General features: G+C 53.7%; 8 protein-coding genes and 1 tRNA gene. 4 read left to right on the forward strand and 5 right to left on the reverse strand.

Annotation, left to right across the window (positions count from 1 at the left end):
* Nucleotides 1–183: 183 nt before the first annotated feature.
* Nucleotides 184–570 carry a helix-turn-helix transcriptional regulator gene (locus tag Q8Q07_00175; protein MDP3878710.1) on the reverse strand — a complete coding sequence of 129 codons (387 nt, stop codon included), beginning with the start codon at nucleotides 568–570 and terminating at the stop codon, nucleotides 184–186.
* 153 nt (nucleotides 571–723) lie between these two features.
* Here Q8Q07_00175 and Q8Q07_00180 point away from each other — a divergent pair.
* Together Q8Q07_00180 and Q8Q07_00185 are read left to right on the forward strand one after the other, a co-directional pair.
* Nucleotides 724–799, forward strand: a tRNA-Thr gene (locus Q8Q07_00180).
* Nucleotides 800–809: 10 nt separating this feature from the next.
* Nucleotides 810–1,592: a hypothetical protein gene (locus Q8Q07_00185; GenBank protein ID MDP3878711.1), complete on the forward strand. Its 783-nt coding sequence runs from the start codon at nucleotides 810–812 to the stop codon at nucleotides 1,590–1,592.
* A 47-nt stretch (nucleotides 1,593–1,639) separates the two neighbouring features.
* Here the strand turns inward: Q8Q07_00185 and Q8Q07_00190 are convergent, their stop codons facing one another.
* Nucleotides 1,640–2,779 carry a GuaB3 family IMP dehydrogenase-related protein gene (locus tag Q8Q07_00190; protein MDP3878712.1) on the reverse strand — a complete coding sequence of 380 codons (1,140 nt, stop codon included), beginning with the start codon at nucleotides 2,777–2,779 and terminating at the stop codon, nucleotides 1,640–1,642.
* A 173-nt stretch (nucleotides 2,780–2,952) separates the two neighbouring features.
* Here Q8Q07_00190 and rsmI point away from each other — a divergent pair, with 173 nt between their 5' ends.
* Together rsmI and Q8Q07_00200 are read left to right on the forward strand one after the other, a co-directional pair.
* On the forward strand, nucleotides 2,953–3,768 hold the full coding sequence (gene rsmI / locus Q8Q07_00195; protein MDP3878713.1) for a 16S rRNA (cytidine(1402)-2'-O)-methyltransferase: 816 nt from the start codon (nucleotides 2,953–2,955) through the stop codon (nucleotides 3,766–3,768).
* Nucleotides 3,769–3,805: 37 nt separating this feature from the next.
* On the forward strand, nucleotides 3,806–4,024 hold the full coding sequence (locus Q8Q07_00200) for a hypothetical protein (protein ID MDP3878714.1): 219 nt from the start codon (nucleotides 3,806–3,808) through the stop codon (nucleotides 4,022–4,024).
* Nucleotides 4,025–4,082: 58 nt separating this feature from the next.
* Here Q8Q07_00200 and Q8Q07_00205 read toward each other — a convergent pair whose 3' ends face one another.
* From Q8Q07_00205 to Q8Q07_00215, 3 genes are all read right to left on the reverse strand, one after another.
* On the reverse strand, nucleotides 4,083–4,418 hold the full coding sequence (locus Q8Q07_00205) for a hypothetical protein (GenBank protein MDP3878715.1): 336 nt from the start codon (nucleotides 4,416–4,418) through the stop codon (nucleotides 4,083–4,085).
* Complete coding sequence (locus tag Q8Q07_00210; GenBank protein ID MDP3878716.1) at nucleotides 4,415–5,230, reverse strand: ParA family protein; 816 nt, start codon at nucleotides 5,228–5,230, stop codon at nucleotides 4,415–4,417. The genes Q8Q07_00205 and Q8Q07_00210 overlap by 4 nt, the downstream gene beginning before the upstream one ends.
* A 54-nt stretch (nucleotides 5,231–5,284) precedes the next feature.
* Nucleotides 5,285–5,534, reverse strand: a 250-nt coding sequence (locus Q8Q07_00215) for a hypothetical protein (protein MDP3878717.1), incomplete at its 5' end; no start/stop codon positions are given.

Genomic DNA, 5,534 nt, shown 5'->3' on the forward strand with positions numbered 1-5,534 from the left:
TAGTACTACACGCGGTATCCGGCGAAGATATCACTGGTGACAGGAGTCACCTGTCAGGAGTGGAGCGGAAAGAACGATAACACGGCGAAGTTGCTGTATCAAGCCGATAGCAAAGGAAAGTACATGATGACACCGGGGGAAAGGAATATTTCACGGCAAACCGAAACTCGATTCGCTGAAGCCTCACTTCATGGTCAGGGCAATGCTTTTCAAGATGCTCAGTATCCCAATGACAGTACGTTGCACTTCGGCCGGCTCCTGACTCAACGTCCGGGTGACATAAGGGTCAAGTTGCCCTGCGCCATACCTGCTTTTCTCTTCCTCCACGCCGGCCATCGGCGGGGACAGATAACCGGCCAGCAGGAACAGCTCGCTTTCATTAATGCCCAATGGTCTGGCGATTCTTTGCAGAACCAGGGCGGATGGGAACCTCTCCCCCCTCTCGATACGGCCCAGATGAGACGATGATATGCCGGAGAGCGCTGCCATCCGGCGCAAGGTCAGCGGTACCATCAGTCTTCTCTGTTTAAGCTGCATGCCCAGGTTCTGGCTGTTAACTCGGTTAATCATTGCCTTACTTACCCCCTGTTCGTGTTCACCTTTGCGCCCCAATTGTAGAGTAGCCGAATTAACATCCTCATAAAAATATCGTTAAGATTCCATAAAAATAAAGGTACCTCGCCGGTTTTTCGAGGGGTTAATTCTATGCTATACTCAACTAAGGCCAGCGTAGCTCAGTTGGCAGAGCAGCGCTTTCGTAAAGCGCGGGTCGTGGGTTCGATTCCCTCCGCTGGCTCCAGGGAGGATAAATGAGCAAGTTCATTGATAGATTAAAGAGCCTTTCCCGGATGCAGTCTCAACCTATTGGTTTCAGGACCGGACTGCCGATATTTTCCAGACCCAGAATGCAGCTTGTTGCCAGTCTGGCCCAGGAAGATGCCGGTAGCCTGGTCGACCGCGCAACCGGGGCTGACGCCGGGCTGCTGCGTATCATAAAATCTGGCCCGGACGCTGATATTCTCGAAAAGATGTCCCGGTCTGCGCCTGATATTCCCTGGGGAGGGTGGGTACAGGTTGCGCAGGAAGAAATAAAAGGGTTGAACCAGTTGAGTTTCGATTTTATCATCTTCCCGGCAGAAAATACCCCCCTGACGGCTCTGGAGGAGAACAAGGCAGGCAAGATAATAGCGGTGGCAGCATCACTTAATGAAGGTCTGTTAAGGGCTGTTAATAAACTGCCCTTAGACGCGGTGCTAATTACCGGTGAGCAGAGTGAAGCCCGTTCCCTTACATGGCATCATCTCATGCTCTTCCGCCGTTTCGCTGATTTATTGAACAAGCCCTTGTTAGCTGTAATCCCGGCAGAGGTCACAGCTGCGGAGCTTCAAGCCCTGTGGGAAGCGGGGATTAACGGAGTGGTCATAGAAGTCGCCGCCGGACAGGATAAAGACAGATTGCAGGATCTGCGCCAGGTTATCGATAAGCTTGAGTTCCCGTCATTGCGCTCGCAGAAAGAAACCGGGCCACTGTTACCCGGCATCAGCCGGGGGATGGGAACCTCCACCGGTGAAGAAGAGGATGATGAGGAATAACCTGGTAGGGGAATGTCAGCAGCAGCGAGAAAGGCGGCGCGGCTGATCTATGACCGGGCCAGTTGCCATGATTTACCTTCGGTGGTAATCGCGGGGGCAATAACCATTTCGGCTTGGTGCATATCCTGGATAGTAAAGGCGCCGCAAACACCCATCGCCGTGCGCAAAGCCCCGACCAGGTTCTGACTGCCATCGGTAACTGACGTAGGCCCGAAGAGGATTTGCTCCAATGTGCCGGTAGTGCCAACTTTCACCCGGGTACCCCTGGGCAGCGCGGCGTGCGGATTAGCCATACCCCAGTGGTAACCAAGTCCGGGCGCCTCCTTTGTCTGGGCAAATATAGACCCGACCATTACCCCGTCAGCGCCGGCAACAATCGCCTTGCACACGTCCCCGCCTTTACGGAAACCACCGTCGGTGATTATCGGCACATACCGCCCTGACTCCTTCAGGTACTGGTCCCTGGCGGCAGCGCAATCAATCGTCGCCGTTACCTGTGGGACGCCGATACCGAGGACTTCACGGGTAGTGCAGGCAGACCCCGGCCCGACGCCGATCAGAACCGCGGCCACACCGGTTTGCATCAGCTCCAGACAGGCGTTAAAGCTCACACAGTTGCCGACAACGACCGGCATTGACACTGACTGGCAAAGCTCGGTGAAGATAAGTCCGTGGTAGCTCTTGGAGGTATGCCGCGCCGTCGTCACCGTTGACTGGACAACGAGAATATCGCCTCCGGCTTCCTCCGCTATCGGAGCAAACTTTTTAGTGTTAGCCGGCAGCATCGAGACAGCGCATACCGCCCCCGCCCGTTTGATAGCCTGGATTCTCTCCCCAATCAGGTTGTCCTTGATTGGCTGGGAATACACCTTTTGCAGTAGCGGGGTGACCTCACCAGCGGGTGTTTGCGCAATTTCCGCCAGCACCTCCTTAGGATTGTCATACCGCGTTTGCAGACCTTCCAGATTAAGAACGGCCAGCCCCCCCAGCTTATTAAGCCGGATGGCAAAGTCGACATCGGTCACGGCGTCCATGGCCGCCGCCAGAATAGGCACCGGAAACGTAAAATCGCCTATCTTGAGGTCGAGGTTTGCTTGCTCAGGGTTGATTGTTATATCTCCAGGCACAATAGCCACTTCATCAAAACCGTAAGAACGTCTCAGTTGTTTGAACTGGGGGGTAGTCATTGGCTCTCCTTCCTTAAAGACAAACTATATCAAATAGAGAGATTCAAAGTCAAGGAGTTTTCGCCAGAGTAGACAGGCTATCAGGAGGCGGGTTATAATGATTAGCGTTATACCTCGGGAAATTAAATGTGTACCACCGGGCTAGACTTAGAGCACATAAGACATAAAAAACAATGCCCACCCTTTATGTTGTCGCCACTCCTATCGGTAATCTGGAGGACATTTCCCGGCGTGCGCTCCGTATCCTGGGCGAAGTGAAGCTCATTGCCGCTGAGGATACCCGCAAAACAAGGCGGCTACTGACCACATATGACATTAAGACACCGATGACCAGTTATTATGAACACAATAAATTAAGCAAGCTGGACTATATTCTGGATTTCCTTGAGAAAGAGGATGTCGCCCTTGTTTCGGAAGCTGGAACTCCGGGAATATCCGACCCCGGTTACGAGCTGATTCTAGCCGCTATCCAGCGCAAACTGCCGGTTGTGCCCGTTCCCGGCCCTTCCGTTATTATCACGGCGCTGACCGTTTCCGGCCTGCCGACAGACAAGTTCACCTACCTGGGCTTTCTGCCTCGTAAAACTGGCGCCAGGCAGCGTCTACTGGAAACCATCGTCAACGAACCGTCCACTATCATCATCCTGGAAGCGCCTCACCGGCTGGTGGCATCTTTGCAGGACATCCTGAATATCTTTGGTGACAGGGAAATGGCCGTCTGCCGCGAGCTGACCAAGCTCCACGAAGAGGTCTTCCGGGGAAGAATCAGCCAGGCAATAGCGCACTTTACCGAACCGAGAGGTGAATTCACCCTGGTCATCGAGGGCAGGAAGGAGAAAGACAAGCCTCAATTAACCGAAGATATTGAGCAGCGGCTGCGGCAAATGAGGCTCTCCGGAGCAACGGCCAGAGAAGCGGTCGCCAGAGTGGCCGGAGAGACAAACTTGCCCAAAAAAGAGTTGTACCGGACCTGGGTCAAGCTGATCTAAGGTCTGGAAATATAAAATCTGGCAGGAGAAATAACAGATGCGTCGAGGTTGTGTATCTTTAGGGGAAGTCCAGTGTGACAGCTGTCACCGTTTTATCCCGTTTGCTGACCGCTATCTGGCCATCACTGAGGAAGGTGGTGTTGAAGCCGAAACCGGGAATACGGCTTACTACTGTACTGAATGTGCTCTGGAGAAGGGCTATGCTAGCTATAAAAAGGAGGATAAGGAAGGCAGAATATTAACCTTCCTTCCTTAGAGACTAATTTCAGCATCCCGGTGACAAAACAGGAAAGAAAGCTTTGCGCAGTTACTCATTAACGCAATTGCGCACTTACTCTCAGTAAAAGCTCATCGTCCGTCTTAACCCCGCGCATATCCAGATCTGCCCGGCTGAAAGCCTGTACCATCGCCCTGACCAGCCGGGTCTTGCTGATTTTCTTCCCGCCGCTGAATTTGGCCGTTGCCGACAGGTTTTCCAGATAGGCGTCTTCTTCGCGGTTCAGAAATACGGATAGCTTGATCATAGCAACCCCGGGCTGACCGCTCGGCTCCTCTCCCTGCCGGGGTGCCACCACCGTTCTATCAGCCCCGGTAAGCCGGTCGAGCGCGGTCCCATAGGCAATCTGCTCCGTAATCCTGGCTCTTTTCATGCCATCACCTCTCTTGTCAGTAATCTGTAGGCGTCAGCCCCGGCGGATGTGGGAGCGTAGGTCAGGATAGACTGTCCGACCGCCGGTGCCTCTTTGAAACGGACACTGCTGGGGATAAGCGTGTCGAAGACCCTTATCCGGTCACCAAAGGCGCGCCGGGTAACCTCGATAACTTCCTGGCTGTGTAAAGTACGGAGATTGGTCATAGTAAACAGGATACCCGATATTTCCAGAGCCGGATTAATCTTGTCCTTTACTGAAATAATGGTGCTCAGTAAGAGGGCCAGCCCTTTCATCGCCAGGAAATCGGTCTGCAGCGGGATGATTACTTTATCGGCGGCCGCCAGGGCATTAATTGTCAGCAGTCCCAGGCTGGGGGAGCTATCCACCAGCACGTAATCATAAACCGGGCGTACCGGCTGGAGCATATCCCTCAGCACCGTCTCCCGGCTGAATACCCCTACCAGGTCAAGCTGCGCCTGTGACAGCTCGGTGCTGGCAGGCACAAGGTCAATCAGTGGATTGGCAGTGTGCAGAATGACATTCCGTATCTCGGTATTCCGCTTATTTCTGATGTTGCTGGCGAGGACGTCATAGCCGGTCAATTCGAGTTCATCCGGATTAAATCCCAGGGTGACGGTCAGACTGGCCTGGGGGTCCCAGTCAACCAGCAGGACCCTCTTCTGGTATTCACTTAGACCCTGAGCCAGTGCGGCAGCAGTCGTTGTTTTGCCGACTCCACCCTTCTGATTAGCGATGCAAAAAACCGGCATGATGCCCCTCTTGCCGGTAACTATAGCGTAATTACGCAATTACGTCAATACTCTATTGCGCAGGTTCTGTTTGCATTCGGTTGGTTTTATTTGTCATTGCGAGGAGGCGTAGCCGATGTGGCAATCTGGGAAGTGTGGGGGGTACCAGTCCTCACCACCCGGATTGCTTCGCCTTCCGATTTCATCGGAATGGTCTCGCAATGACACGAGAAGGCAGATAGAATAGGGGGTGAGGTAGATAAAGATACTCGTCGTCGGGGGGGGTGCCCGGGAGCATACCCTGGCCTGGAAGCTGGCGCAAAGCCCCTTCTGTTGTGTCATTGCGAGGAGCACATTCTCTTCG

The organism is Dehalococcoidales bacterium (assembly GCA_030698765.1).
Taxonomy (GTDB): Bacteria; Chloroflexota; Dehalococcoidia; order Dehalococcoidales; family UBA2162; genus JAUYMF01.

Bases quoted from the DNA above. Each gene is read 5' to 3' on its own strand.
- Q8Q07_00175 (MDP3878710.1), bottom strand. From the start codon at position 570: ATGATTAACCGAGTTAACAGCCAGAACCTGGGCATGCAGCTTAAACAG.
- Q8Q07_00185 (MDP3878711.1), top strand. From the start codon at position 810: ATGAGCAAGTTCATTGATAGATTAAAGAGCCTTTCCCGGATGCAGTCT.
- Q8Q07_00190 (MDP3878712.1), bottom strand. From the start codon at position 2,779: ATGACTACCCCCCAGTTCAAACAACTGAGACGTTCTTACGGTTTTGAT.
- rsmI (MDP3878713.1), top strand. From the start codon at position 2,953: ATGCCCACCCTTTATGTTGTCGCCACTCCTATCGGTAATCTGGAGGAC.
- Q8Q07_00200 (MDP3878714.1), top strand. From the start codon at position 3,806: ATGCGTCGAGGTTGTGTATCTTTAGGGGAAGTCCAGTGTGACAGCTGT.
- Q8Q07_00205 (MDP3878715.1), bottom strand. From the start codon at position 4,418: ATGAAAAGAGCCAGGATTACGGAGCAGATTGCCTATGGGACCGCGCTC.